Raw genomic sequence first — 23,194 nt, 5'->3', positions numbered from 1 at the left:
CCTAACAAACGTTAAAGATCAACCTGATTCAATGAGTTAGGTTAAATTCTTACAGTAAAAAGTGAGACAATTTACTAGCACAATTGGCTTTAATTAGTTAAATTAACATTAGTGATTTAAAAAAGGATATTAAAATAAATGCTAAGGGTCGCATTAACAGCGTTGATTATATTATCAATGACACTGCCAACATTGGCTGCGTCAAGTAAGATCTATGTCTGGCGCAACGCAAATGGCGACTTAGTCTATTCTGATAGCCCTAAACCAGGCAAAGAAGATATCGCTGAAGAAATTGAAATCACTGAGAAAAACACTATCATTTCAAATGTAGACACTTCAATCCTAACTCCGACCCCAAGAGTTGTCGCAGAGGACTATCAAGTTGCAATCAGTCAACCTGAAGACCATGCAACAATTAGAGATAACTCAGGCTCTATTTATATCTCAGGACGTGTTGCACCAGTATTTAAACGAGGCTTTAAAGTACGTTTAGTATTTAATGGTGAAGTACACGGTGAGCCACAAACTCGCTCTGTATTTATCCTTCGAGACGTCGATCGTGGCGAGCATAAAATAAAATTGGAACTTTTGAACAATCAAGGCAAGGTTATTGCATCAAGTAAACAAAGAACAGTTTACTTGCACCGTGCACGAGTTAATTAACCACTTTTTTCTCTAAACGGGTGCAAATACGCCCGCTATTTATTACACTACAATAAATGGCCGCACCAAATTGGTGCAACGGAGAAGACCTTGTATACAAACGTAAGTTTAAAAGAAATAAGAAACCTCTATAGTCAACAACTTGTTGGTCAACTAGTTACTGCCGTAGTCATTTTGGATGAGAACTTAAACATCCAATATTTAAACTCGTCAGCAGAAGCGCTATTTTCAAAAAGCCTTAATCGCCTGTATCAGCAACCATTTCTAGGTATTTTTACCTATTCGAGTCTGACCAATGATCGATTATTACAAGTGTTATCATCAGCACAGGATTTCACCGATTCAGAAGTCGTATTTGAGTTTATTGAGAATTATCATATTACCTTAGAAGTCACTGCTTCAGTTGCTGTATTCAATGGCAATGAACATTTACTTATTGAATGTAAGCGCATTGATAAGCAACGCCAAATAAGTGCAGAAGTGTTTCAAGAGCAACAATGGATAGCCGCTCGAGATTTGATTCGCGGTTTAGCTCATGAGATTAAAAACCCGCTTGGTGGACTTCGCGGAGCAGCTCAACTACTTGAAAAAGAAATCGCAGAGCCGCAGCAAGAATTTACCAATTTAATTATCGAGCAAGCTGATAGACTCACAAACTTAGTCGATCGTTTACTTGGCCCTAATCAGTTACCAAAACTTGAATTTCATAATATCCACCAAGTTCTGGAAAAGGTCTATCAGCTAGTAACATTAAATAATCCGAAAGAAATCGATATTAGTCGCGATTATGATCCGTCTATTCCCGATATAGAACTTGATACAGAAAAGTTACAGCAAACATTATTAAATATAATCAATAACGCCATTCAAGTGCTCGATGAGCATGGAACGATCAAATTAAAAACCAGAATCGCGACCAATCAAACAATTAATGGTAAACGAGTTAAAACAGCCGTTAAGATTGCCATTATTGATAACGGTCCAGGTATTTCACCTGAAATTCAGGATACTTTATTTTATCCAATGGTTTCCGGACGTGACGATGGTACAGGATTAGGACTTTCTATAGCTCAAACACTGATTCATCAACATAACGGGAAGTTAAGTTGCCATAGTTTTCCTGGCCATACCGAATTCACAATTTTACTACCACTACCTAAGAGAGATAAATGATGAACATGGAACAAGTTTGGGTTGTTGATGATGATAACTCTATTCGCTGGGTATTAGAGCGAGCTCTCAACGGCGAGAAGATTAGCTGTGCATCATTTAGCAATGCTGACGATTTACTTGCCGCTCTTGATTTTAGCCAGCCACAGGTAATTATTTCTGATATCAGAATGCCAAAAATGGATGGCATGAAAATGTTATCAATCATCAATGATAAATACCCTGATTTACCAGTAATAATTATGACTGCACATTCTGATTTGGATAGTGCGGTTAATGCTTATCAAGGTGGCGCGTTTGAATATTTGCCTAAACCGTTTGACATTGACGAAGCAATGGCACTAACAAAACGTGCAATCACCCACGCCGATGAACAAAATGAGAAGAAAGCCAAATCTAACGCATCTTCTAATGCCGTAGGTATTATTGGTGAAGCACCAGCGATGCAAGAAGTATTCAGAGCAATCGGTCGATTATCACGTTCGAGTATCAGTGTATTAATTAATGGCGAATCAGGAACAGGTAAAGAATTAGTGGCTCACGCGTTACATATGCATAGTCCAAGAAAAAGCGCTCCTTTTATTCCACTTAATATGGCGGCGATTCCAAAAGATTTGGTTGAGTCTGAATTATTTGGTCATGAAAAAGGTGCGTTTACTGGTGCCAACTCCGTGCGCCAAGGGCGCTTTGAACAAGCACACGGCGGTACCCTGTTTCTAGATGAAATTGGCGATATGCCATTGGAAGTGCAAACGCGACTGCTTCGTGTTTTAGCGGATGGTCAATTTTATCGTGTAGGTGGTCATAACCCGATTAAAGTTGATGTAAGGATTATTGCAGCAACCCATCAAAACTTGGAAGAAGGTGTTGCTAAAGGCGATTTTCGTGAAGACTTATTCCATCGTTTAAATGTTATTCGCATTAAGTTACCTAGTTTAAAAGAGCGTAAAGAAGACATTGAACAACTTGCCAAACATTTTCTATCCTTGGCGGCGAAAGAATTGGGCGTTGAATGTAAGTCTATTTCAAAAGAAGCGATAAAATACATGCAGCGCTGTGACTGGCAAGGTAATGTTAGACAATTAGAGAATACCTGTCGTTATTTAACAGTAATGGCAACTGGCCAAGAAATATTGGTAGATGATATGCCGAGCGAGATTAGTGAGCATACACATGTTCATAAAACCAATGGCGAGCATAGTTCGTGGCAACAAATATTATCGGCCTATATCGACGAACAACTCAATGAAGGTAGAGATAATATTTTAGATACCGCGATGCCGGAATTTGAAAAGGTATGTTTAGAACGTGCTTTAAATTATACTCATGGACACAAACAGGAAGCGGCAAAAAAACTAGGCTGGGGTCGAAATACCCTAACTCGCAAGTTGAAAGAATTAGCTGACTAAATGTCTTTGCTGGCGCTTAAGAGCACTTAATAGAAAATAAAAAAGAGGAGCTTATGCTCCTCTTTTTGTTTAAATTCTTTGCCTAGTTTATCCGGGCTATATGTCAGCGTTAAAGACTAAGACTCGAGACCACAGCCATCATCTTTACAACTGCGACAATTATTACATAGCTTTAAGTTTACAATATGTGCTGCGACTAACAACGCTGCACCGGCAATGATCATTAATGGTTGCATTGACTCTTCAACACTGTGCTTATGCCAATAGATGAAACCACCGAGAAATAACAAATAGAAAGGGTAAATTTTTCTGTGGTAACGTTTAAAACCAGAGAAAAGTGCGATTGAGCCTAAGGTAAGAGTTGCAAATAAGAAAATATGCTCACCTTCATGAGAGCCTAAAAAATCTAGGCCTAATAGGGAAAATAAAGGCACGAATACTGGCAATAAAATGCAATGTAATGCACATAATGAAGTTGCAGTAATACCTAGACGGTCAAGCATATTGATACTCTAATTAATTAGCTGTGTAAAAAGCTAAACGATAAACAAGAAAATTTAGGTGATATTATCACAATAGTTATAATATAACATTTATTTTTTGTTACGCTTTGTTAATAGGAAATGCGATTACGTCATCAATGTTACTCGCATTTAGAGCCAACATAACCAATCTATCAATACCCAGTGCAACGCCAGCACAATCTGGCAAACCAAATGAAAGCGCTGATATAAGGTTTTTATCGACAGGCTTTTCCGTTAGTTGATATCGCTTTCTTAGCTTATTATCTGCATTAAAGCGACACTCTTGTTCAGCACTATCAGTCAATTCATTGAAGCCATTAGCTAGCTCTATGCCACGATAAAATAGCTCAAATCGCTCGGCGACACGGTTGTCGCTGGCCGAAATTTTAGCTAAAGCGGCTTGTGTAGAGGGATAATTATATACAAAACAAGGAGCATCATTGGCTATTTTAGACTCAACTAGCTCAGCAAAGAGAAATTGTAATATTGTATCTTTATTATCTTCGCGTTGGATCCAATCGGCATTGAGTCGATGTTCAATTGTTACTGCTTTCAACTGCTCTATCGTAGCTTCTAGTGGATCGACGCCAACATGTTCGATGAATACTTGTTGATAGGTTTTTTGTAGCGGCTGTTCACAATCGAGTACAAGCAAAATCAACTCAGCCACTTCATTCATTAGGTCAAAATGATTAAAACCTACTCTGTACCACTCTAGCATGGTAAATTCAGGATTATGATGGCGTCCAGATTCTTCATTTCTAAATGCCTTACATATTTGATAAATGCAGCCTGAGTTCGCTGCTAAGAGACGCTTCATGGCAAACTCAGGAGAAGTCTGTAAATACAATGTTTGGGCGGATTCTTGGTTGGCACCAGTGTCAATAAAGCGAGTTTCAAAACTGACCAAGTGAAGATCGGTCACCGTCGCATGAGACAAGGCTTGAGTGTCAACTTCAAGAACGTTTTTAGCAGTAAAAAATGTTCTTATTTTTGCCAATATATCCGCTCGATGTCGTAAGTTTTCTATTGAAGCGCTTGGTTGCCAATTCATCGATACCCCTACTTTATATGTCGATTTTTTGCCTATTCTAGCTGTTACAAATATCCTAAACCTAGAATTAAAAAAAGGAGCTTACGCTCCTTTTTCATTATTTTGTGCTAATGCTTATTTGCTAGCACGAGATACATATTCACCTGTACGAGTATCTACTTTAACAATTTCACCGATTTGGATGAATAATGGAACACGTACTACTGCTCCAGTGCTAAGTGTCGCTGGTTTACCACCTGTACCTGCGGTATCACCTTTTAGACCAGGATCGGTTTCAACAACTTCTAATTCAACAAAATTTGGCGGTGTTACTGTGATCGGTGCGCCATTCCAAAGAGTAATGATACAAACGTCACCATCTTTCAACCATTTAACATTATCGCCAACGGCTTTTTCATCAGCAGCGATTTGCTCAAAAGTGTCATTGTTCATGAAATGCCAAAACTCACCATCTTCATATAGGTAAGCTAGATCGGTTTCCATAACATCTGCGCCTTCTACAGACTCACCAGACTTGTATGTTTTCTCAATCACTTTACCTGAGATAAGTTTGCGAATTCGAATACGGTTGAATGCTTGACCCTTACCAGGTTTTACAATTTCGTTATCAAGAATATTACAAGGTTCGCCGTCGATCATTAATTTAAGACCGGCTTTAAACTCATTAGTACTAAAATTAGCCATAGTGTTCTCTTATGTTTATATATACTTTTATTCTATTAAGTAGAATCGCTACTACTCGATAGTGTCGCAAGGAAAATAAATACAGGTAATATTAAATTACTTCTTGCTATAATAACGCCTAGCAATTTAATTACTAAGCGAAGATTTTTAATGGAGCAAATGATAACCCGAATCGACAACGATTTGCACTGTTCTTGGCAAAAAGATCTTGCAAATATCGTTACTGACCCTGAACAATTACTTAAAATGCTCAACATTGAGCCAAAACAGTATCAGTCACACTTTGCTGCCCGCCAACTTTTCCCGGTCCGAGTACCGATTCCTTTTATTGAAAAAATGCGCAAAGGTGATTTTAACGATCCGCTTCTTGCTCAGGTGATGCCACTCAACAAAGAGTATATCGCTGTAGATGGATTTGTCAGCGACCCGTTAGAAGAACATGATACCGTCGCCGAAGGATTACTCCACAAATATAAACATCGAGTTCTAATGATCGTTAAAGCCGGTTGTGCGGTCAATTGTCGTTACTGTTTTCGTCGACACTTCCCGTACCAAGACAACAGCCCAAATAAGCAACGATGGCAACAAGCAATTGACTATATAAATGATCATTCAGAAATAAATGAAGTGATATTTTCTGGAGGTGACCCATTAATGGCGAAGGACAACCATCTTGCCTGGTTGATTGAGCAACTTGATGCTATTGCGCATATAAAGAGAGTCAGAATACATACTCGTCTACCTGTAGTTATCCCAAATCGAATAACTGAGCAACTGGTATCAATTTTGACTCAGACACGGCTTAAACCGGTCTTGGTTTTACATATCAATCATGCCAATGAAGTAGATGAAACATTAAAATTAGCCTTAAAGCCTTTGCATGATAAAAATATACCTTTATTGAATCAAAGCGTATTATTAAGAGGTATCAATGATAGCAGTGCGGTTTTATGTGACCTGTCAGAAGCATTATTTGATGCTGGTATCATGCCTTATTATTTACATTTACTAGATAAAGTAAGTGGTGCGTCTCATTTTGATATCAGTAACCAGCAGGCTGTCGCAATAGCGAAAGAAATGATGGCAGTATTGCCAGGCTTTCTTATGCCCAAGTTGGTGCAAGAAATTGCTGGCGAAGCTAACAAAACATCAATTAATTTGGCATAATAAATTTTATAAAATTTTAGCCATCAACAGTAGAAAGAAGATGACAGATAAAATAGAAAAGCAATTAATAGAAAACATATCTCAATTATTAAAACGCTCTTTAGTTGCTGACAGTGCTTTGGCGGAGTTGAAAACGTCTAAGCAAGGTAATTTTAGCGCTATATTTGCAAAAGATTCTGGGTTTAAGTGTAATGCAACGACATTTCAACCGTATATCGAAGAAATCGCTGATGAATTATTGCTATGGCAAAAAAATAATGAACAAGCAGTTTTAATTGCTTTGGTAAAAAAGATAGAGCAGCTATATAAAGTGATTGGTGAATTTGAAAGTCATTATAAAAACTAAATTAACAGCTAATAAAAAAATAAAATAGAAAGTAAAAACACTTTAGGGAAAAACATGTATAACAATCGCTACGCGCTTACCACAGTATTATTGTGCGGATTGTCTTCAGTTAGCGCACAAGAGCTTGATCCACGTTCTTATTTAAATTTACCTATAGGTCAGAACTTTGCAGCCGTAGTATACGGCCGAGTCGAAGGTGACTTGTACTTAAGTCCAGATTCGGCAGTCGACGATCTAAAGTTAGATATTGATAGCGTTGCGGTTGCTTATGCGCGTACATTTGAATTATTTGGCAATTCCAGTAAGTTTGATATGTCAGTAGGTCGCGGTTGTGTTGACGGCAGCGCTAGATTTCAAGGTCCAGATGGTTCTGAAATAAATGGAGAACCAGTCAATAATGGTGACAAAATTTACCGAGACTGGTGTGGCTATACCGATACAAAGATGCGTTTAAACTATAATTTTTATGGTGCAAAGGCCATGGAAATGAAAGATTTTGTCAAGCAACCAAAAGGCATAGTAGTTGGTAGTAGTATTCAAGTCAGCATCCCTACTGCGGATTACGATTCAGATTATGTTCTAAATCTTGGTGGTAATCGTTGGTGGGTAAAACCGGAAATTGGTGCATCATTTCCAGTTGGACGATGGGAATGGGATATCGCAGTTTCAGCAAAAATATTTGGTGACAATGACGAGCTTCAAAACCAATTCACGTTAGAGCAAGACCCTATATACAATATTCAATCGCACCTTATTTATGATATTGCTCCGGGCCAATGGATTGCATTAAATGGTAATTATTTTTTTGGCGGTGACACTTTTATCGATGGCGCCCGCTCTTCAAATAAAGAAGGCAATTATCGAGCAGGTTTCACCTACAGTTTTGCTTTGAATAGCCAACATAGTATAAAGTTTTTAGCAAATATGGGAGTTACGACCAGACGTGGCAATGATACTGATGTTTATGCCCTAGCATATGCCTATCGTTGGGAGTAATCGCGTTAATAGGGTTAGGCTTACTCAATAAAAAAGGTCCATTAGGACCTTTTTTGTTTTTACCATGATTTCATTTACATAATCATCGTTCGTTTTTACTGATCTTTGACATCAAAAGTACTGTAAAACCAATCATCGATCATATTCTTTTCATAATGAAAACTATCATTAGCCAAACTTTTTTTAATGCCGGTCATAAAGCCCATGTCTTTGATATCAGCACTACCTTTTTTAACGCTATTTTTGCTCGCATCCAAAAGTTGGTAATCGAATTTCATTTTAGGGAAATCAATATCTCTTACAATTCGCATAGTTTCATTATTTGGACCGACCATGTAACGAATATCACCAGCTAAATCGACATCATGTACGGTAATTTTCAATGTTTGCTTTTGGTCTAATTTGTTTGCTAGTTCACTAAAATGTTGTTCAAGCTCTTTAAACACTTTTTCTTGGAACTTAGACGTTTTTTCATTAGCAGATTTTATGTCCCTATAATTGTCAGCTGATTGCCAAACAACCTCTACCTGTGCAGCATGCACTGCAAAGCTAGGAACTAACAATAAGATAAAAACTTTAATCCAACGATTCATAGAGGAACCCCTTTTTAAATTATACTTGCCTAGTAGACCGCCTAGTGGCCTAATAAGTTTAAAAAAAAATGTTATTATTTGTTATCAAATTGATTTAGCATCGAATAAATAATGGTTTTAAGTCGATAGTCGCGTTCTTCTTCAGTCGTATCTTTTAGGATAAAACCTTGCGCCGCACCTCGCCATACAAAGCTCTGATTATCGCCATCTAACACGAACATTAACAACGTACCTTTTTCTAAATTAGGAAGGTTTGGAAGGCCCGGATTTAGCCCGAATGTCTCAGACAATTGCTCGTCACTCAAGTCATCTTCATGCTCTAAGATAAAACCAATATGAAAAGTAGGCTGTTCGCTAGCTAACACTTGTTTATAACCCTTGGCATTAAAATACATCTCAATTTCATCAGTTATATCGCTAAGTACTGGTAAGTTTTCACTTTTTTGCAATGGAGTAAATGCATAAGTCGAATTTGCGTCAAGGCTAATATCTCTTTCAAATGAACTTGAAATTACCAACTGAGACTCGGCGGGCGCGATGTCGTTTTGCACTTGAACACAAGCAGAGATTGATAACACAAGTATTAGAGCGGTTAGAATTCGCATGGTATTTATTCTCTTTGTTAATGTATCAGCAACAGCCTAATTAATCTTCAGAGCAACTAGCTGCTATATGGTTTGTTTTACTAATAATAACAATAACTTTACATAATGCGTAATCTTAAAATGTTATAAAGTGTAGCCAAAAATACTTACTTTAATCTTAGCTTTTTATTGTCAGTTTTTACGAAGTTATTTCAGCCATTAAAACGATTAAATGAGCTACACTTTAGCGAACAATACTTAACAATAAATACGTCGCGAGTATTACTACAACCCATAAAGCCATGCTTCCTGAAGGGTATTTTTGAGATAATAGAATGCTTATTCGATCATTTTTACCGGCAAAGAAATCAAAGCAAGCAGATAACCTTTGTTTAATCATATCTCTTAAGACACGGTCAAAACGCCAGAGTACACTAAACGCCTGCTGCAGCACACTTGGAACTGCGCGACGATATACCCAATCAAAATCGAGATGGGTAGAGCGTAACTCAGGTGGATATAAACCTTTAAGGTTAAGCCATACAAAAGCTAATGCAGAAAAGAATAACAACTGTGTTTGTGCTAATACATGCGTTGCATCATATGGATTGTAACCTGTGTCATATGGTAACAATGAGTACAGTGCTTGCGGGTATATACCAATAGCGATACAAAGTGCTGCTGCAATAGCCATCGCCAACAGCATATTATTAGGTGGATCATTTGCTCTGATCCCTGAATCATGAGCAAAGAAAGCAAAATAAGGTATTTTAATGCCTGCGTGATGGAATACACCTGCCGAAGCGAACAATAACATTAACCATATCCAATCATAACCCTGCTCTATTGCTGCAGTCATTACCATCGATTTACTAACAAAACCGCTAAATAGTGGGAATGCTGAAATCGATGCAGCGCCGACAATACATAGTATGGTTGTTTTAGGCATCGTTTTATACAATCCACCCAAATCAGAACCATTCATGCGCCCTGTCATATGCAGTACAGCACCCATTGACATAAACAATAAGCCCTTAAAAATTACATCATTAAAGGCATGAGAAACAGCACCATTGATGGCCAGCGCAGTACCGATACCAATACCGACAACCATAAACCCTACTTGGTTAATCAAACTGTACGCCAATACACGGCGTAAATCATTTTCGATCACGGCAAAGAATATTGGGAAACACGTCATCGCAGCGCCAATGTAAACTAAAAGTTCAGTACCTGGGTAGGCTCTAGCTAATGCGTAAACAGCAACTTTAGTAGTAAAGGCACTTAAAAATACTGTTCCTGTTACAGTCGCTTCAGGGTAAGCATCGGTTAACCAATTATGGGCAAAAGGAAATGCACATTTAATACCAAAAGAGATAAAGATTAACCAACCAGAAATATTATCTAAGCCAATATAGCCAAATTCTAAGGTATTGTTTTCAAATAGATAAAATAGCGTACCTGCGAGTAAAATCACCCCAGACAATACTTGGATAATTAAATAACGCATGCCAGCTTTAAATGAGCGCTCGGTTCTGCGTGCCCAGATAAGAAATACCGACGTAAACGCTAACAATTCCCAAAAAACAAACAATGTTAACAAATCACCAGCAAACACAGCGCCTAAAGCGCTACCAGCATAGAGCATTGCTGATACTTGTTGCATTGTATCGCGCAGGTGCAATGAGTAAATAATACCGATCAACGCTGCGATATGAAAAACATAACCAAACATCAGGCTTAACTTATCAAGACGATATGGTGTTAGTTGGTAATCAAATAGAGTGAACTGTAAATAGATCCCTTCTGGGACCATTGACAGATGAATTGCACTCAAAATTGGAATCGCAAGCATAACCGCGCTTCTTACCATACCGCGTGTACATAGTATGAGTAACGCGCCTATAAAAAACGCTGAGAAAGGAGGAAGATCAATCATCCACATGATGCTCTCCTTTTGCCTTTAATTGTTTTTCTTCAGGCTCTGCGCTGTCGGGATTATCATAATAATCTTCAGGGCGAATGAGAAACTTTCGCATCCAACTTGCGACGATAACTAGCACTACGCAACCTACAAAACCATAGACTGGATAAAAGGCCCAGAGCGAGTCCCATTCATGCATGGTATGACGATGAATAACAAAATCTAAAATTACCAATACAACACAACAAAAATAAAATATCTGCATTAGTCGTTTTATGTTTTTTGGATTATCAAATAGGTATGTTTTTTCATTTTTCATGACTTACTCCCTACCTATCAATACTGAAGTAACCAACTCAAATAAAGGTTGGGGATAAATAAACAAAGTTAGACATCCTATCGTTGTGACTGAAATTGCGATTAATGAAGGCATTGGCGCCTCCTTTATATCGAAAGCCGGCAATGTGCTTGCTGACGTTTTCATATTGGTCGAAGAATTATCAGACACTTTAAAAGCTTTTAAGTCAGGAAAAAACGCATGGAATGGGATCGGTAATAAATAGGCAATATTGAGTAAAGAACTCAGCATCAAAATCACCATCAATACAAACTGTTCAGTTTCTATTGTTCCCATCATCAGATACCACTTGCTCCATGTACCTCCCGTCGGCGGTACTCCGATAATACTTAAACTGGCGATAAAGAAAGCGATCATTGTCAATGGCATTTGGTAACCAATACCACGCATTTCACTAATTTTAGACTTATGCAACGTGACTAAAATGGCGCCAGCACAAAAGAAAAGGGTAATTTTTCCAAAGGCATGCATTGCTATATGCATTGAACTGCCGTAAACGCCAGAGGAAGTCGCGAGCAATGCACCGATGGTGATATATCCTAGCTGACTAACCGTTGAGTAAGCTAAACGCGCTTTAAGATTGTCTTGTCGCATCGCAACGATGGAGGCAAGTAACACTGAAGCACCGGCCAAATACAATAAAAATTGAGTGGTAGGTAATACTGCCAGTAAATCTAAGCCGAAAATAAATACACACACTTTTAGAACCGTAAACACACCTGCTTTTACTACTGCTACAGCATGTAACAGCGAGCTCACCGGAGTTGGTGCAACCATAGCCGCCGGTAACCAGCGGTGAAACGGCATAATAGCTGCTTTACCAATACCAAAGATAAATAGCACCAATAAGGCGCCTGCCACTACTTTATTAACATCATCGGCAAAAATCCCACCAAGGGTAAAATCTAAAGTGCCTGCAACAAACCAAGTGCTGACTATGGCGAACAAGAAAAAGACTATTGACGTGGTAAGCAAGATACCAAGATATATACGCCCACCTTGTTTAGCTTTTTCTGTACCTGCGTGGGTAACCAATGGGTAAGTAGATAGCGTTAGTACTTCATAAAAAATAAATAGAGTAAAAAGATTAGCAGAAAAAGCCAGTCCCATTACCGCCCCAATCGCTATGGCAAAGCACACATAAAATCGGGTTTGATTTTTCTCGTTATGACTTCTCATATAGCCAATGGCATAGCATGTAGTTACTAACCATAAGAAGCTAGCGATGAGCGCAAATAGCATACCCAAAGGTTCAATACTAAAGCTAATATTTAAACCTGGTAAAAGCTCCCACCAGAAAACATCAATGGCTTCACCGGCAGATAATCCTTGGTATAAACTCACCACTAAAAATATTAAAATTAGACAAGTGATAATGGTGACACTTTCTCGAATGTTCGGGTACTTACCGGTTGCAACAATGGCAAACGTCGACACTAAAGGTATGATAATGGCGAGTTGAAGCATTAGTTCTAAGGAAAAATTCATAGTGATGCTCCAAACAAACTTTGAGCTGCAGCTTCAGCTACTTGCACACTAAGACGGGTATCTATGCCAAAATAGATATTGGCAATTACAAGCGTCCATATCGGAATAATAAAACTCAGCGGCGCTTCTTTTACCGGTGCGTTTTTATCTAATGGCTCTTTAAAATACGCAACCTCTACGATGCGCCAAACGTAAATGACTGCCAACATTGAGCCGATAAGTATCAGCACCACAATCGGCCATAAATCTTGCTCAATTAGCGCCATAAGTAAATACCATTTACTGACAAAACCTACCGTTAGTGGTACTCCTATCAAACTTAAGCCGCCAATAACTATCGCAGCCATAGTCAATGGCATTTGACGACCTAGACCTTGAAGGTTTTTAAGATCTGCGTTACCGAGTCGATAAATAATAGCTGCTAAGGCTAAAAATATTGCACCTTTCATCAGTGCATGATTGAACATATGCAATAAAGTCGCGGTAAGGCCCGTTACCGTACTTAAGCTAAAACCAACAATCATATAGCCAATTTGAGCAATACTAGAAAATGCAAAAATATGCTTAACATTGTTTTGATATATCGCTGTAACGGAGGCAATAAAAATACCGAGCAGACCAAGTGACATAAACAATGTTTGTAGTGGCAAGGTGGTGAAAGAAAAAGATACGCCAAAAACTGTGAAGGTAAATCTGATCAATAAATATACCGCGACTTTCGTTGCCGTTGCGGCAAAAAATGCGGTCACAATCGATGGTGCATAGGCATAGGCATTAGGTAACCAAAAATGCAGAGGAAACATGGCTAGCTTCAAACATACACCAACAATGACAAAAGCAAATGCAGCAAAAACAGTGCGGGTATGCACGACCTCAGGTAAACGCTGCGACAAGTCTTGCATATTCAGTGTGCCGGTCATTTGATACATTAAGCCGATACCTATCAATATAAATGTGGCACCTATGGTTCCCATGATCAGGTATTGATATGAGGCCCACAGTGCTTGCCTTTTTTTGCCTAAAGCGATTAAGGCGTATGCAGATAATGATGAAATTTCTAAAAATACGAATACGTTAAAGGCATCACCCGTAGCAACAATTCCCAACATACCGGTTAAGGACAGCAAATATAAAACATAAAAGTAGATACGTTTATTTATTACGATTTCTTTTTCAATACTGGCTTGAGCGGCAAATAGAACAACGGTACTTATGCCTGAAATAATCAGCAGTAAAAAGGCATTGAGCTTATCAATGCGATATTCTATTCCCCATGGTGGTGCCCAGCCACCTAGCTCATAGCTAATCACACCAGATTGCATCACCTGTTGTAATAATAAAACGCTGACTATAAATGCTAAGCCGCTAGCGATTAGAGAAAATAGCCATACCAATTGACTGCGCTTGAACAATAAACATATCGGCGCAGCCATAAGTGGAATAATCACCTGCAAAATAGGTAAATGTGCAATCACGCTTTGTTCTCCAAATGACTATCAGCCAAATCTTGGTTATCTTGTTGCTGAATATCATCTTCTTCTATTGACCCATACTCTTCTTTTATACGCACCACCAAAGACAAGCCTAGTGCGGTGGTGGCAATGCCAACCACAATTGCAGTAAGAATGAGAACATGAGGCAAAGGATTAGAATATTGGGTAATATTTTCTGCCAAGATTGGTGCCGTTCCTCCGTCTACTTTTGCCATACTGATATAAAAGATAAACACAGAAGTTTGAAAAACCGATAAGCCAATAATTTTCTTTATTAAGTTGCCGTGAGCAATCACAATATATAAACCACTCATCATCAGAGTGATTACAACCCAATGATTAAAAAGGTCAAACAGCATTATGATGGCTCCCTATTTTTCGATCGCTCATTACGTTGATGTAGCTCCAAACGTCCAGAAAAGTTAAAAAATATAATGATCATAACCGACGCAACGGTACAGCCAACTCCCCATTCGATTAACAAAATACCCAAATGCTGTCCGGCAACCGGGTCACTAGCAAGTACATTGTAATCAAAGAAGTTGCCACCGCTCATTATTGAAACAATGCCTACGCTGCCGTATAAAAGAACACCAGTCGCTGCAATAAGCTTAATGAAGGATTGATTGATCACCTTACGGGCTGTACTTAATCCGAACAACATGGTGTATAAAATAACTGCTGCCGCAAAGATTACCCCCGCTTGAAAACCACCTCCAGGGCCAAAGTCACCATGAAATTGAACATAAAGGGCGAATAACAGAATAAAAGGAATTAAAATTTTCGCTACGATTCGAATAACTAAGTGTTGCTCATGCATTGAATCATTAATCGATGCAATTTCATCATCATCCTCTTTACGACGACCAATTGTTAATATTGCAAGTATTCCTAGACCCGCGGTAAAAATCACAACAACTTCACCAAATGTGTCAAATGCTCTATAACTTGCAAGAACTGAAGTGACAACATTTGGAATACCAGTTTCTTCCATTGAGTCGTTAAGATATCGAGGCGACGTGTGCTCGTGAATAGGGGCATGTGCATCACCAAAGTGAGGCATGTCAAATGAGCTATATACCAGTAAACTTCCTGTTATTAAAACAATGAGTAACGCTAGTAAAGGTTTGTGTCGGCTTGTTTTTTCTTTTCTACCTGTTTGAGCGATCACAACCAGCATAAGTAATGTGGAAATTCCGGCGCCAACAGCCGCTTCTGTGAATGCTACATCAACAGCATCCATAGCAACAAAAAAACTCGCTGACAATAAACCATAAATACCTGATAGCATGACGACTGCGAATAAGTCGTTCATGCGAATTATTGCGAAGGCTGTAACAACTAAAAAGCTAAGCAGTACAATATTTATTAAAGAGTCTATGAGGTAGTCTCCTTATTCTTGTTTGGTTGAGAGTTTCTTTGTTTATCTCGTTTCGAGTTAACAGTTTGTGAAACTGTCGGCAATAGACCATTGCGATATGCCGCTTTCGCCAAAACATGACTGGTTGTGGGCCCTACCATCAGGTTCAATAACAACACCATCACTAGCTTGGCAAATACCAATAGATCATTACTGATCAACATTAATGCTATCAAGATAGCTGCCGTGCCTAATGTATCAGTCACCCCTACCGCATGCATACGCGTATAAAAGTCAGGAAAGCGCATCAAACCAACACCACCAGAGATACATACAAGACTGCCAATTAATAACAAGGCGCCACTCAAAACGGTTACGAACATATCCATTTAAGGCTCCTTCTCTGTTGTGTCATCATTGCTTGGAATATGCTTAAATTGATTTGTATCTGAGTAACGTAAAACGCCAATAACACTGATAAAATTAATCAGCGCATAAACGATAGCAATATCTAAAAATTCAGGTCTGCCCATGACAAAACCCAGCACTGAAATAAGCAATACCGTTTTAGTACCGAACATATTTACTGCTAAAATTCTGTCATAGAGTGTCGGCCCTGTAATTCCTCTAATTATTGCTAATAACATGGCGACAAAAATAGCAAGTGTGGCTGCAATTAACATTAGCGTTCCAATAAAGTTATTCGGCGATCCATTTCACCGACTTCCAATGATTCAATATCTTGTTTCAACAAAGCATGGACAATTATTTCATCATCAATCAGATCAATGGCGACAGTCCCTGGTGTTAACGTGATTGAGTTGGCATAAATTACTCTTCCCATATCAGTTTGTTGAGTTACTTTGATTGTTTTGAGAGTTGGCGAAATACTCTCCTTACCTAGCCATATATGCTTTAACACGGTTAAATTAGTTTGAAAAATCTCTTTGACCAGCCAAAAATAATAACCAAAGATCCTAAACGTTAAATGCACTGGTTGTGATTCTTGATCAACAACATCCATTTTTTGAGTAATGATTAAAATCAATGCAATAGATGCAAAACCAAGAGACAGGATTAACCCGGTATAATGACCCGAATTAAGCAACCAAAATGCTGCTAAGGTGAAAAACAAGCTCAGTTTATGTTTCATAAATTCTCAATAAAGTCCTTAATTAAATGTTATTCATTTAGATAAGCGACCCGCAATTACCTCTTAGATAAAATTTTTCGTGACAGCGTGCGAACAGCTTTCTGTATCACACGATCGATAACAACATAAAGATCAGGTTGTGTCTCATCGATCACTATATTTGACATATGGTGAAGTGAAAGCGTCAGCGAACAATGTTTTTCGACTCTATCACTATGCCCATACAGATTCTGTGCATCCGATATATTGAAAGTGATAGATGCTATATTCGACGCTTCTTTAGTTAACGCTAATCTTATTTGTCGCTGAATGTGCTCTTCGATAGCTGGTTCGAGTACACTCAAACGGTTATTAATCAATATTTTCATTGATTATTTACTTTTATCGGCACCTGAACACGATGCTGTTAAAGAGTTTATTAAAAACGCATTAAGTTGTTTTACTGAAACGTATGTTTTCGCATTCTTGTCCGATAAACGACTAATAATAAGATCCCTTACTTCATCAACAGGTAAACACGAATGAATTTTTGGCTTACGTTTTAGCCGACTTCCTACCCTGTTTGCATAGGCGCGTTCAACTATTGTGGAAGGCTTTTGGGCGTTATATTCAATATTTACAACTTTAGAATTATCGGCATTTATTAGGCCATTGAAAAAACCTTTAATATAAATAATACAAGGTAAAGTTTTTTCTATATCTGAACTTGATTTAAATGCATTACAGGAGATAAGAAGATGGTCATCAATATTTATCGAATGAGTCTGATTAGCGGATGAAGAAAAAGATAAAATTGAAGTTAACAATACAACAATAAAGCTGGTATTTTTTAATCTTCCCATTGAGGTGACCGAGCGAAGAATAGTTATAAATAAAGAACATTTTTTACAATCTGTCATAGAATTCCAATCAAAAGTTTATAAGTCATTCTTTTTTATAGCTCACTTGCCCTTGTAGGTATATTCGAATATTATTTCATTTATATTCGAAAAAAACTGACAATAACTTATGAGCCCACTAAATTATAATCATCTTTATTATTTTTACATTGTCGCAACGGAAGGCAGTATTACTAAAGCGAGTAAACGACTAAACCTCACGCCTCAAACAATCAGTGGCCAAATAACCAACTTCGAAGCCCAAATCGGTGTTAACTTATTTGAACGTAAGGGAAAAAAGTTAACATTGTCTGAAATGGGATATCTTATTCATAGTTATGCTGAAGAGATCTTTCAGTTAGGAGATGAAGTAAAGAATATACTTAACAGAAAACAACCTAGCCTTTGGCATACTTTTACTGTTGGCATAACCAATGTCATACCTAAGGTATTAGCGCACGAACTGTTAGCGCCGGTGTTAAAGATGAGTGAATCTGTTCGTTTAATATGTGTTGAAGGTGACCAAGAGCATTTGCTGGCGGATTTGTCGGTCAACAAGATTGATTGCATTTTAACTGATCAACCTCTTCAGGTGGGCAGTCACGTTAAAGCATACAACCACTTGCTTACTGAAAGCGGCTTTACATTTTTTGCCGCTGACAGCGTACTTAGAACTAGCAACAAAAAATTCCCTGAAAACATGTCTGATTTTCCGTGGCTTATTCAAAGTAAAAAATCCGCGATACGTACACGTTTATCATCCTGGTTAGAGAAACAAAATATTGTGTCAAATATTGTCGCTGAATTTGATGATAGTGCTTTAATGAAATCGTTTGGCAAAACCGGTTTTGGCGTTTTTAGTAGCCCTACACTTATCGAAGATCACATTGTTAATAAATATGGGGTCAACATTATTGGTCGCACCAATGAATTTACCGAACCTTATTACATTATTTCGCCAGAACGTAGGTTAAAACACCCTGCCATTATTGAAATCGTTAATGCCGCAAACACTGCGGTAGATGGTCCGAAATAGTTCGTTCGATTCGAAAGATATGCGTTCATAAACTTAGAGTATTTTTTCTTCACCAAAGCTATACTCATTTAAATAAATTTGGGCTAGAATACGCCAAATTTTTTTGAGCTACGACGTGTAATTATTCAATGCTGTTAAATCGTTTTGAAAACATAAATTTAAAAGGTGACATATTTGGCGGTGTTACCACAGCAATAATTTCTCTTCCTTTGGCACTAGCCTTTGGTGTTGCTTCTGGTGCTGGCGCTGAAGCAGGCCTATGGGGCGCCATTATGGTCGGCTTTTTTGCTGCAATATTTGGCGGTTCAAGTACCTTAATCTCAGAGCCTACCGGGCCGATGACGGTTATTATGACAGCCGTACTAACCAGTATGATGGCTAAATACCCGGAAACAGGTTTGGCAATGTCATTTACTGTCGTGATGATGGCGGGTGCATTTCAAATACTATTAGGTACGCTCAAACTCGGAAAATATGTCACCTTAATGCCCTATAGTGTTATATCAGGCTTCATGTCTGGCATTGGTGTGATTTTAATTATCTTGCAACTATCCCCTTTATTAGGACACTCAGCGCCTGCAGGCGGGGTTATAGGTACACTTTCAGCTTTGCCAAATACACTCGCTAATATCAGTTTTAGTGAACTGTTTTTAGGTTTGCTTACCCTAGGTGTACTGTTTTATTTTCCTAAAAAATATCGAAGATATGTACCAGCTCAACTTGTTGCATTAATCGCAGTAACCTTGGTGTCGGTTATTATATTTGATACTGACAGCATAAGACGAATAGGTGAAATTCCTGCTGGATTGCCTTCAATCGTAATTCCTCACTTTAATGCCGAGATGTTTACCACAATGGTAATCGATGCATTAGTGCTTGGCACATTAGGCTGTATTGATACCTTATTAACCGCGGTTATAGGCGACTCACTGACTCGAAAAGAGCATGATTCTGATAAGGAGCTTCGCGGCCAAGGTATTGCCAATATGCTCTCTGGTTTATTTGGCGCTTTACCAGGTGCAGGTGCAACCATGGGCACTGTAACCAATATACAAGTGGGTGCTCGCTCACCAATTTCAGGCATGGTACGAGCGCTCGTACTAGCTCTTGTAGTTTTAGTTGCTGGCGGATTAACAGAACCAATTCCAATGGCAGTATTAGCGGGTATCGCCGTCTATGTTGGTATTAATATTTTAGATTGGAGTTTTATCCAACGAGCACATAAAGTCAGCTTGCAAGGCATGGCGGTCATGTATGGCGTAATGCTACTTACCGTGTTTGTCGACCTTATTGCCGCGGTTGGTCTCGGTGTATTTATCTCTAATATTATTATTATTGAAAAGCTTAGCAAGGTACAAGCGCGCAAAGTAAAAGCGATCAGCGATTCCGATGAAAACGGCGTACCACTAACAGACAATGAACGCTCAATATTGAATAAAGCAAAAGGTAAAGTACTATTCTTTTACTTATCCGGGCCAATGATTTTTAGTGTTTCAAAAGCTATTTCACGCCAGCATTCAAGTATCGCTGAATACCAAGTGATGATTTTGGATCTATCAGATGTTCCAATGATTGATGTGACGGTAGGTATGGCGTTAGAAAACGCAATTAAAGATGCACTAGAGGCAAATTGTGAAGTGTTATTGCTGTGTCCACATGCAGAAACACTGAGACAATTAGAAAAGCTAAATGCTTTGAATTTGCTCAAAAACAACACCAATTACCAATCTAGAGAACAAGCTTTACAATCTGCACTTGAGTACGTGCAAGACGATAAAAGTATGGCTGTTACATAAATAGAAATTAGTCATCTTTATTGCCCAAAATTTAATCTTAACTGGTTAGCAAAAAAGCAAAGACATGAATCGCCGTTTGATTTCGATAGTATAAAGCGAGTTTGCGGAAGAATAATTCCGCTGTGAGCGAATTACGGACATTCATTTGCTTTTAAGTGATAGTGTTTTATCCCCATAACTAATGCCTTTCTCCAATATTCAAGAAAATGACCCATTGGTGCATTTATCACCTAAGACCAGTTATCAAGTCTTTTTAAAAAATACATAGATGGTAATGACTTAGTTAATTTGATACTAATATGTAGAGAATAAAAACGAGCCGATTGTAGGTAGAAAAATGACCCATCGCTCATTATTAAATTGTTACGCCGAAAAGAGTTTAACTAGATGCCTGAGCCTGATCTATTAAGTATCATGACATTTGAAATATCGAGGGATCTTGCTGATTGGCTTAAGGTTAATCACGCCTCTGAAAGTGAATTATGGATAAAGTTATATAAAAAAAATAGTGGAATTAAGAGCATTACTTGGGATGATGTCGTGATTGAATCTTTATGTTGGGGCTGGATAGATGGTGTTAAAAAATCAATTGATAAACAATCTTATCTTCAACGTATAACGCCAAGGAAAACACGAAGCAACTGGTCTAAAAGAAACACAAAGCATGTAGAACGCTTGATTAATGAAGACCGAATGATGGAACCAGGACTTGCACATATTCGTGCAGCAAAAGCCGATGGCCGTTGGGAAAATGCCTACGTTGTAAGTGAAATGGAAGTTCCATCAGATTTTCTATCTGCCCTAGAGGCTAATCCTGTTGCTAAAGAGTTTTATGCAACACTTAATAAATCAAGTCGTTCAGCTATTGCATATGGATTGATAAGTGCCAAGAAGCCTGAAACCAGGCATAGGCGATTTACAAAATTTATGAACATGCTTGTTAACGAAGAAAAACCTTAGCAAAGTAGAAATCGGCATACAAGTCATTCAAGCAGGACAAAAAATAGTTATCTTTTGTTCGTGTCTCACTACTTTTAGTCTTTTAGCGAGGCGTTTGCCATACTCATCACTCATGGAGTCGGATTAAAGATGAAAATATATAAATACATTGGATTGATTTTATTAACATTAATTCAGACAGCATCAGCTAAAGATGAATTGTCGTTTAAAGACTGGCGAGATACTGCTATCAATTCAAATTTTTCAGGTGTTGTGTTGGTTGCTGTAGAGAATAAAATCTTGTTTAAAGAAGCTTTCGGGTTGGCAAATAGAGAGAAGAATATACCTTTTTCTGAAGATACAATTTTTAATATTGGCTCACTTACAAAACAATTTACAGCAACTGCAATTTTAAAACTGCATGAATCTAATAAACTCTCTGTCAACGACCCGCTCTCTAAGTTTTTTGATAATGTTCCCGATGATAAGAAAGAAATTACTGTACATCATCTATTAACACACACTGCTGGTTTTGTTGCTACCCGAGGAGGAGGTAGTTCAAATTTGTATGATGTTGTGACTAGAAAGGAGTTAATTGAAACTGCTTTAAAATCAAAATTACTTACTCTACCCGGGGAAGAGTATAATTACTCAAATATTGGTTATAACTTACTCGCGATAATTATCGAAAAAATCACAGGGGATAACTATGAAAATTTTTATTATGAAAATCTTTTTGAACCAGCAGGTTTAACTGAAACAGGTTATCGTCTACCCAAACGAGCTGAAAATAGAGTCGCTATAAATTACGGTGCAGATCAAACTGCTTATCAACGGCTATTTTCTATTGAAGCAAAAAGCCTGCCTGTCGGAAGCCCTTTTCAGCATTTAAAGCTCAAGGAAGGCCCACGCTTTAATATGGAGGGTGCGGGAGGCATGTCATCTACTGTAGGAGACCTATTCCTTTGGTATATGGCTTTGAGTTCAAATTTGATTCTTTCTGAAGAATCTAAAAAGCAGTTATTTTTACCACACAATGCATCGTTAAAGAAAGAGTCCAAATCACATTATGGTTATGGTTGGGATATTAAATCTACTGCTAGAGGAACATTACATGCCCAACACAATGGTTCAAATGGATATTCTTTTGCCGATATGCATTATTTTATTGATGAAAATATTTTTATTGTACTAGCGACGAATGACATAGATGTTTATCCACAAGTTATAATGGACGAGCTTTTATTGCTTGTTGAGTCAGGTATGGCTAACAAAAAAATCAACAAGGGCTAAAACAGCGGGCTGTAATTTATCCCACTATCTTTGGCCTGTTATTTAGTCGTTATCGAACGGCAGAGAATGGCTAAACTCACAGCACTTTTCAGCCGTTCATAGCAATACCAAAACAGATCCTGAATCAAGTTCAGGAATTCGAACTTTTACTATCATTACGCTTGATGAGGTCGCGGCCTCGGCTCTGGCATCCTGCTTCGCTCTACCTCCTGCATCCATGCAGTCTTTCGCCGCAATGACGTGGTTAATTGTTTCTATTATTGCTTTACCAATAGAAATTTAAATA

26 protein-coding genes are annotated in these 23,194 nt (G+C 38.1%); 10 read left to right on the top strand and 16 right to left on the bottom strand.

Translation table 11 applies throughout. From position 1 onward, the window contains the following. The first annotated feature begins 138 nt into the window (after positions 1-138). The 3 genes from LT090_RS01510 to glnG all read left to right on the top strand — a co-directional run bounded on the left by LT090_RS01510 (position 139) and on the right by glnG (position 3,242). On the top strand, positions 139-663 hold the full coding sequence (locus LT090_RS01510; protein WP_068546973.1) for a DUF4124 domain-containing protein: 525 nt from the start codon (positions 139-141) through the stop codon (positions 661-663). Between the two features lie 90 nt (positions 664-753). Beyond that, a complete protein-coding gene (gene glnL / locus LT090_RS01505; RefSeq protein ID WP_082897209.1) occupies positions 754-1,836 on the top strand; it encodes a nitrogen regulation protein NR(II) in 1,083 nt (360 codons plus the stop codon). Beyond that, the gene (gene glnG, locus LT090_RS01500; protein ID WP_068547011.1) at positions 1,836-3,242 is read left to right on the top strand and encodes a nitrogen regulation protein NR(I); all 1,407 of its coding nucleotides are present in this window, start codon (positions 1,836-1,838) and stop codon (positions 3,240-3,242) included. The genes glnL and glnG overlap by 1 nt, the downstream gene beginning before the upstream one ends. 116 nt (positions 3,243-3,358) lie before the next feature. Here glnG and LT090_RS01495 read toward each other — a convergent pair whose 3' ends face one another. The 3 genes from LT090_RS01495 to efp form a co-directional block, all read right to left on the bottom strand. Further along, positions 3,359-3,745: a MerC domain-containing protein gene (locus LT090_RS01495; RefSeq protein WP_068546974.1), complete on the bottom strand. Its 387-nt coding sequence runs from the start codon at positions 3,743-3,745 to the stop codon at positions 3,359-3,361. Positions 3,746-3,845: 100 nt separating this feature from the next. Further along, complete coding sequence (gene epmA, locus LT090_RS01490) at positions 3,846-4,820, bottom strand: elongation factor P--(R)-beta-lysine ligase (protein WP_068546975.1); 975 nt, start codon at positions 4,818-4,820, stop codon at positions 3,846-3,848. Between the two features lie 114 nt (positions 4,821-4,934). Continuing rightward, the gene (gene efp, locus LT090_RS01485) at positions 4,935-5,504 is read right to left on the bottom strand and encodes an elongation factor P (RefSeq protein ID WP_068546976.1); all 570 of its coding nucleotides are present in this window, start codon (positions 5,502-5,504) and stop codon (positions 4,935-4,937) included. A 150-nt stretch (positions 5,505-5,654) separates the two neighbouring features. Here efp and epmB point away from each other — a divergent pair, with 150 nt between their 5' ends. Genes epmB through LT090_RS01470 form a run of 3 tightly spaced genes read left to right on the top strand, consistent with a single transcriptional unit; the run spans position 5,655 to position 8,013 of the window. Then, positions 5,655-6,671: an EF-P beta-lysylation protein EpmB gene (gene epmB / locus LT090_RS01480; protein WP_112424259.1), complete on the top strand. Its 1,017-nt coding sequence runs from the start codon at positions 5,655-5,657 to the stop codon at positions 6,669-6,671. A 40-nt stretch (positions 6,672-6,711) separates the two neighbouring features. Further along, positions 6,712-7,017, top strand: coding sequence for a hypothetical protein (locus tag LT090_RS01475; RefSeq protein ID WP_068546977.1), 306 nt, complete (start codon positions 6,712-6,714; stop codon positions 7,015-7,017). A 54-nt stretch (positions 7,018-7,071) separates the two neighbouring features. Further along, positions 7,072-8,013 carry a transporter gene (locus LT090_RS01470; RefSeq protein ID WP_068546978.1) on the top strand — a complete coding sequence of 314 codons (942 nt, stop codon included), beginning with the start codon at positions 7,072-7,074 and terminating at the stop codon, positions 8,011-8,013. Positions 8,014-8,108: 95 nt separating this feature from the next. Here LT090_RS01470 and LT090_RS01465 read toward each other — a convergent pair whose 3' ends face one another. From LT090_RS01465 to LT090_RS01405, 13 genes are all read right to left on the bottom strand, one after another. Next, a complete protein-coding gene (locus LT090_RS01465) occupies positions 8,109-8,606 on the bottom strand; it encodes a DUF3016 domain-containing protein (protein ID WP_068546979.1) in 498 nt (165 codons plus the stop codon). Positions 8,607-8,680: 74 nt separating this feature from the next. Next, positions 8,681-9,211, bottom strand: coding sequence for a DUF4136 domain-containing protein (locus tag LT090_RS01460; protein ID WP_068546980.1), 531 nt, complete (start codon positions 9,209-9,211; stop codon positions 8,681-8,683). A 223-nt stretch (positions 9,212-9,434) separates the two neighbouring features. Continuing rightward, on the bottom strand, positions 9,435-11,135 hold the full coding sequence (locus LT090_RS01455) for a Na(+)/H(+) antiporter subunit D (protein WP_068546981.1): 1,701 nt from the start codon (positions 11,133-11,135) through the stop codon (positions 9,435-9,437). Next, entirely contained in the window at positions 11,122-11,433 is a 312-nt protein-coding gene (locus tag LT090_RS01450; protein WP_068546982.1) for a hypothetical protein, read from the bottom strand. Before LT090_RS01450 ends, LT090_RS01455 begins: the two co-directional genes overlap by 14 nt. Positions 11,434-11,436: 3 nt before the next feature. Beyond that, a complete protein-coding gene (locus LT090_RS01445; RefSeq protein ID WP_068546983.1) occupies positions 11,437-12,960 on the bottom strand; it encodes a monovalent cation/H+ antiporter subunit D family protein in 1,524 nt (507 codons plus the stop codon). Further along, positions 12,957-14,435, bottom strand: coding sequence for a monovalent cation/H+ antiporter subunit D family protein (locus LT090_RS01440; protein ID WP_068546984.1), 1,479 nt, complete (start codon positions 14,433-14,435; stop codon positions 12,957-12,959). Before LT090_RS01440 ends, LT090_RS01445 begins: the two co-directional genes overlap by 4 nt. Then, entirely contained in the window at positions 14,432-14,812 is a 381-nt protein-coding gene (locus LT090_RS01435) for a cation:proton antiporter subunit C (RefSeq protein ID WP_068546985.1), read from the bottom strand. Before LT090_RS01435 ends, LT090_RS01440 begins: the two co-directional genes overlap by 4 nt. Then, complete coding sequence (locus LT090_RS01430) at positions 14,812-15,816, bottom strand: DUF4040 domain-containing protein (protein ID WP_335743790.1); 1,005 nt, start codon at positions 15,814-15,816, stop codon at positions 14,812-14,814. Before LT090_RS01430 ends, LT090_RS01435 begins: the two co-directional genes overlap by 1 nt. Positions 15,817-15,830: 14 nt before the next feature. Beyond that, positions 15,831-16,202 carry a monovalent cation/H(+) antiporter subunit G gene (gene mnhG, locus LT090_RS01425; RefSeq protein ID WP_068546987.1) on the bottom strand — a complete coding sequence of 124 codons (372 nt, stop codon included), beginning with the start codon at positions 16,200-16,202 and terminating at the stop codon, positions 15,831-15,833. Further along, positions 16,203-16,496 (bottom strand): MrpF/PhaF family protein, encoded by a 294-nt coding sequence (locus LT090_RS01420; RefSeq protein ID WP_068546988.1) that lies wholly within the window; start codon positions 16,494-16,496, stop codon positions 16,203-16,205. It lies immediately after the preceding gene. Next, positions 16,496-16,966 (bottom strand): Na+/H+ antiporter subunit E, encoded by a 471-nt coding sequence (locus tag LT090_RS01415; RefSeq protein WP_068546989.1) that lies wholly within the window; start codon positions 16,964-16,966, stop codon positions 16,496-16,498. Before LT090_RS01415 ends, LT090_RS01420 begins: the two co-directional genes overlap by 1 nt. A 56-nt stretch (positions 16,967-17,022) precedes the next feature. Further along, positions 17,023-17,334: an HPF/RaiA family ribosome-associated protein gene (locus LT090_RS17270; RefSeq protein WP_068546990.1), complete on the bottom strand. Its 312-nt coding sequence runs from the start codon at positions 17,332-17,334 to the stop codon at positions 17,023-17,025. 3 nt (positions 17,335-17,337) lie between these two features. Further along, positions 17,338-17,808 carry a hypothetical protein gene (locus LT090_RS01405; protein WP_162272300.1) on the bottom strand — a complete coding sequence of 157 codons (471 nt, stop codon included), beginning with the start codon at positions 17,806-17,808 and terminating at the stop codon, positions 17,338-17,340. A gap of 166 nt (positions 17,809-17,974) precedes the next feature. Here LT090_RS01405 and nhaR point away from each other — a divergent pair, with 166 nt between their 5' ends. From nhaR to LT090_RS01385, 4 genes are all read left to right on the top strand, one after another. Continuing rightward, positions 17,975-18,880 carry a transcriptional activator NhaR gene (gene nhaR, locus LT090_RS01400; protein ID WP_068546992.1) on the top strand — a complete coding sequence of 302 codons (906 nt, stop codon included), beginning with the start codon at positions 17,975-17,977 and terminating at the stop codon, positions 18,878-18,880. Positions 18,881-19,008: 128 nt separating this feature from the next. Next, positions 19,009-20,676, top strand: coding sequence for a SulP family inorganic anion transporter (locus LT090_RS01395; protein WP_068546993.1), 1,668 nt, complete (start codon positions 19,009-19,011; stop codon positions 20,674-20,676). Positions 20,677-21,063: 387 nt separating this feature from the next. Continuing rightward, positions 21,064-21,636 (top strand): YdeI/OmpD-associated family protein, encoded by a 573-nt coding sequence (locus LT090_RS01390; protein WP_068546994.1) that lies wholly within the window; start codon positions 21,064-21,066, stop codon positions 21,634-21,636. A 129-nt stretch (positions 21,637-21,765) separates the two neighbouring features. Next, complete coding sequence (locus LT090_RS01385; RefSeq protein ID WP_068546995.1) at positions 21,766-22,908, top strand: serine hydrolase domain-containing protein; 1,143 nt, start codon at positions 21,766-21,768, stop codon at positions 22,906-22,908. Positions 22,909-23,194 lie beyond the last annotated feature (286 nt).

Source organism: Thalassotalea crassostreae (assembly GCF_001831495.1).
Lineage (GTDB): Bacteria > Pseudomonadota > Gammaproteobacteria > Enterobacterales > Alteromonadaceae > Thalassotalea_A > Thalassotalea_A crassostreae.
This window is presented reverse-complemented; position numbering and strand designations above follow the sequence as displayed.

Excerpts from the sequence above, each read along its gene's own strand:
- LT090_RS01510 (WP_068546973.1), top strand. The coding sequence starts at position 139 with ATGCTAAGGGTCGCATTAACAGCGTTGATTATATTATCAATGACACTG.
- glnG (WP_068547011.1), top strand. The coding sequence starts at position 1,836 with ATGAACATGGAACAAGTTTGGGTTGTTGATGATGATAACTCTATTCGC.
- LT090_RS01495 (WP_068546974.1), bottom strand. The coding sequence starts at position 3,745 with ATGCTTGACCGTCTAGGTATTACTGCAACTTCATTATGTGCATTACAT.
- epmA (WP_068546975.1), bottom strand. The coding sequence starts at position 4,820 with ATGAATTGGCAACCAAGCGCTTCAATAGAAAACTTACGACATCGAGCG.
- efp (WP_068546976.1), bottom strand. The coding sequence starts at position 5,504 with ATGGCTAATTTTAGTACTAATGAGTTTAAAGCCGGTCTTAAATTAATG.
- epmB (WP_112424259.1), top strand. The coding sequence starts at position 5,655 with ATGGAGCAAATGATAACCCGAATCGACAACGATTTGCACTGTTCTTGG.
- LT090_RS01475 (WP_068546977.1), top strand. The coding sequence starts at position 6,712 with ATGACAGATAAAATAGAAAAGCAATTAATAGAAAACATATCTCAATTA.
- LT090_RS01470 (WP_068546978.1), top strand. The coding sequence starts at position 7,072 with ATGTATAACAATCGCTACGCGCTTACCACAGTATTATTGTGCGGATTG.
- LT090_RS01465 (WP_068546979.1), bottom strand. The coding sequence starts at position 8,606 with ATGAATCGTTGGATTAAAGTTTTTATCTTATTGTTAGTTCCTAGCTTT.
- LT090_RS01460 (WP_068546980.1), bottom strand. The coding sequence starts at position 9,211 with ATGCGAATTCTAACCGCTCTAATACTTGTGTTATCAATCTCTGCTTGT.
- LT090_RS01455 (WP_068546981.1), bottom strand. The coding sequence starts at position 11,135 with ATGTGGATGATTGATCTTCCTCCTTTCTCAGCGTTTTTTATAGGCGCG.
- LT090_RS01450 (WP_068546982.1), bottom strand. The coding sequence starts at position 11,433 with ATGAAAAATGAAAAAACATACCTATTTGATAATCCAAAAAACATAAAA.
- LT090_RS01445 (WP_068546983.1), bottom strand. The coding sequence starts at position 12,960 with ATGAATTTTTCCTTAGAACTAATGCTTCAACTCGCCATTATCATACCT.
- LT090_RS01435 (WP_068546985.1), bottom strand. The coding sequence starts at position 14,812 with ATGCTGTTTGACCTTTTTAATCATTGGGTTGTAATCACTCTGATGATG.
- mnhG (WP_068546987.1), bottom strand. The coding sequence starts at position 16,202 with ATGGATATGTTCGTAACCGTTTTGAGTGGCGCCTTGTTATTAATTGGC.
- LT090_RS01420 (WP_068546988.1), bottom strand. The coding sequence starts at position 16,496 with ATGTTAATTGCAGCCACACTTGCTATTTTTGTCGCCATGTTATTAGCA.
- LT090_RS01415 (WP_068546989.1), bottom strand. The coding sequence starts at position 16,966 with ATGAAACATAAACTGAGCTTGTTTTTCACCTTAGCAGCATTTTGGTTG.
- LT090_RS17270 (WP_068546990.1), bottom strand. The coding sequence starts at position 17,334 with ATGAAAATATTGATTAATAACCGTTTGAGTGTACTCGAACCAGCTATC.
- LT090_RS01405 (WP_162272300.1), bottom strand. The coding sequence starts at position 17,808 with ATGGGAAGATTAAAAAATACCAGCTTTATTGTTGTATTGTTAACTTCA.
- nhaR (WP_068546992.1), top strand. The coding sequence starts at position 17,975 with ATGAGCCCACTAAATTATAATCATCTTTATTATTTTTACATTGTCGCA.
- LT090_RS01395 (WP_068546993.1), top strand. The coding sequence starts at position 19,009 with ATGCTGTTAAATCGTTTTGAAAACATAAATTTAAAAGGTGACATATTT.
- LT090_RS01390 (WP_068546994.1), top strand. The coding sequence starts at position 21,064 with ATGCCTGAGCCTGATCTATTAAGTATCATGACATTTGAAATATCGAGG.
- LT090_RS01385 (WP_068546995.1), top strand. The coding sequence starts at position 21,766 with ATGAAAATATATAAATACATTGGATTGATTTTATTAACATTAATTCAG.